Here is a 3,118-nt window from a genome sequence, read left to right on the forward strand (position 1 = left end):
GCCGGACTTCCTCAACCGCCTCGGCAGAGACGATCACGTCGCTCATCAGGTGTTCTTCCTTGATCGGGAGTTACACCGAAGACCGTACAGACCCGGTCAGCGCCTAGCGGGCCGCGAGGCCGTAGCCGCCGACGCCCGCGTACACCGTGTCGGCGACGTGGCGCGGCGCCGAGTCCGTGGTGGTGGTGAGCGGCGGCTCGTTGCCGTTGGCATCGCGCATGTTGAGGGTGGTGGACCCGCCGCCGTCCATGTTGATCGCGTCGACGAGGTTGAGCGACTTCAGCAGCCGGGCGAACTCGCTGCGGGTGGCTCCGTCGGCGAGCGCGGCCGTGCCGCCCTTCTGGCCCTCGATCGTGACCAGGAAGAGGTGGCCGTAGCCGTCGGCGCCGATGGCCGTGCGCCAGGCGCGCTTGTCGGTGTCGGTCGCCGGCTGGTAGACGAGCGAGGCGTCGCGGATCAGGACGTCGCCGCCGGGGCTGGCGTACAACGCCGGGTCGATCGGCCGCTCGACGGCGCCGGCGGGGGCGCGGCCGAACCAGGTGTCGGCCCGGGTGTCACCGAACCGGGTGTCGGTGATGACCGTGTGCTCGGTGACGGACCCGCCCGCGCAGGCGTTGTCCCAGAGCCAGGTGGCCCCGTCGCCGGTGCCCTGGAGGGCGCGGCCGCCGGGCGGCACGTCGTGGCCGCCGCGCGGGGCGTCGGCGACGATCCCGCCGGGGGTGGCGCCGGGGCGGAAGCAGGCGGTGGCGTCGCCCGCCGCGTCGAACAGCACCTCGATGCCCGGGTCGTCGTCGGTGGTGGTGTCCTTCAGGAAGTCCGGCGACGGGGTCTTCGCCCCGAACTCGGGGGTGAACTCGACGATCTCCGACGGGTCGAAGCAGACGCCGTCGACGACCTTCACGTCCTTGTTGGCGGGGTCGGGGTTGCGTATGCAGTGGGCTTCGCGGCCGGGGAGTCGGTTGATGCCGTCGATCCTGCGGCTCACGGTGGGGTTGTCGGAGAGCTGCACGGTGAGCTTGGTGGTGAGCTCGGTGATGTACGGGCGGCCGTTCTGCAGCATCAGGACGGAGCCCGCCGGGCGCACGACGGGCTTCGCGCCGGTGGGGGCGTCGGCAGGGAGCGGGACCAAGCGGCCGCCGGCGGCCTCGCTGAGCAGACGGCCCTTCTTGATCGAGACGCCGCCGAGGTCGCCGAGGAACACGCGGTTGGCCGGGTCCGGGTTCAGGACCACGGCGTCGTCGAAGTAGCCTCCGTTGACGCCCGCGTAGGGGCGGCGGCTGGCCACGCCGGTGGTCTGTTCGAGCATCTCCTGGACGGTCTGGGTGGTGTACATGCCGTCGCCGATCGAGCCGTTGAAGGTGATCGGGGCCCGGCTCGGGTCGATGTCCACCACGTTGACGGTCCAGGTCAGGTCGGCGTCCTGGTAGACGGTGCGGGTGATGCCCGGGAACGGCGTGCTGCGGGCGCCCTGGGCGAGCGTGATGGAGCCCAGCGCGATGTCGGTGTCGGCCGCGCCGGCGAGGCCGCCGCCAGGGGCGGCGAGGACGGACGCCGCGAGACCGAGGATCACGGCGGTTCGGGCGAGTGCGGTGCGCTTCATGTCGGGTCGTCCCTCGGTCAGCAGAAGTCGGTGGCGGGGCGGCCGCCGGAGGCGGTGACCAGGCGGTCGGAGCTGAGCGTGCCGGCGTACGGCGCGGGCACGAAGGTGCTGTCGCCGCTGAGGACGACGAAGGCCCGGTAGGTGGAGCCGTTCGCGGTCCAGGAGCCGGCGAGGCCGGGGTTCGGGTAGAAGCACGCGTGCTTGGCGGTGTGGTTGAAGACGGAGGCGGCGCGGCCGTTCCAGTCGGCGCCGAAGGTGGTGACCTCGTCGTCGGTGAGGGCGGTCATCGCGCCGCGGCCGCTCTCCTCGGCGAACAGGCACAGCTGGCCGGTCGCGCAGCGCTCGTAGCCGGTGAAGCAGCCGGCCTTGGACTTGGCGCCCTTGAACGAGGTGACCTTGCCGTCCAGCCGGGTGCCGAGCTCGGCGAGGTCGGCCTGGCCGCCGGGGCGGACGGCCTGCACGGTGCCGCCGTAGGACGCGTCCGCGTAGAAGCAGGCCCAGTACGACGACTGGTTGTCGACCGAGCGGGCCCGGTCGTTCCAGGTCGCGTCGAGGCCCTGGACCGGGGCGGTGGGGTCGGCGGCCAGCGCGGCGCCCTGGCCGCCGTCCTGGTCGTACAGGCAGAAGCTGCCGGTGGCGCAGGTGCTGGTCCAGCTCGCGGCGGTGGCCCGGGTGCCGGGCAGGAAGGCGACGACGAGTGCCACGAGCGCAAGGCCCAGGACGGTGCGCGGAAGGAATTGCCTCACGGCGGGGATCCCCTTTTGGGTCATGATGGGTCGATCTCGCTCCGACGACCGCATCCATAAGGCGCCGTTCATCATCGGATTGATCGCCGGGAATTGGCCCGGATAACACGGGCTGCCGAGGGCGCATGGAGAGCGTGCGTGAATCGGCGCATGCGGGCCGCTCGGTCCCGTTCCACAAAGCTATCAGCGCCCTCGCCGGGCATCGGCCCGCCAGGGCCCGGCCTGGCTCCTCCTGAGCTGTCTCACCGCTCTGACCTGCTGTTTGAGACGCGCTGGCGCGCCGGAGTTGAGACAACGGAGGGGACGGTTGATGGTCGGTCAGTTCGACGGCTCACCCTCTGCCCGCGCTCCGGGGGTGCACGGAGTTACCTCAGCGCGTGACAAAACCCACACGAAATCAATTCATCTGTCCGGCCCGCGGGTTCCGGTGCTACATATGTCCGGGCCGGTATGGCATTCTGAGGCCATGTGGTTTTGCCTCGTATTTGGCAGGCATTGAACGGCCCACTAAAGAGTGAACAGGATCGGGATCGCCCGGGTGCGGTCGTAGTAGCCGTCGCCGAGGTGGTGGCCTTGCCAGTGGCGGCGGGTCATCTCGGTGAGCCCCGACCCTACTCAGGGCCTCCGGGAGCTGACGCCGAATCTCCGGGCCGATGTCTTTCGGATCGGCCAGCCCAGGGCGGTTTCAACTGATCGTCGCAACACCTCGATCCAGGAGGATGTTGTGGCTCAGGGAAGGGCGCGTGCAGCGCTGAAGGCGGGTCGTCCGCCC

Annotated in this window: 2 protein-coding genes; both read right to left on the reverse strand. The window is 70.7% G+C overall.

What is annotated here, in order from left to right:
* Positions 1-103: 103 nt before the first annotated feature.
* Positions 104-1,600, reverse strand: a complete 1,497-nt coding sequence (locus tag ACFQ87_RS45300; RefSeq protein WP_380616891.1) for a phosphodiester glycosidase family protein — start codon at positions 1,598-1,600, stop codon at positions 104-106.
* Between the two features lie 17 nt (positions 1,601-1,617).
* Complete coding sequence (locus ACFQ87_RS45305; protein WP_380616892.1) at positions 1,618-2,346, reverse strand: peptidase inhibitor family I36 protein; 729 nt, start codon at positions 2,344-2,346, stop codon at positions 1,618-1,620.
* Between the last annotated feature and the right edge of the window lie 772 nt (positions 2,347-3,118).

It is taken from the genome of Kitasatospora sp. NPDC056531 (assembly GCF_042794375.1).
Lineage (GTDB): Bacteria > Actinomycetota > Actinomycetes > Streptomycetales > Streptomycetaceae > Kitasatospora.

Bases quoted from the DNA above. Each gene is read 5' to 3' on its own strand.
- ACFQ87_RS45300 (WP_380616891.1), bottom strand. From the start codon at position 1,600: ATGAAGCGCACCGCACTCGCCCGAACCGCCGTGATCCTCGGTCTCGCG.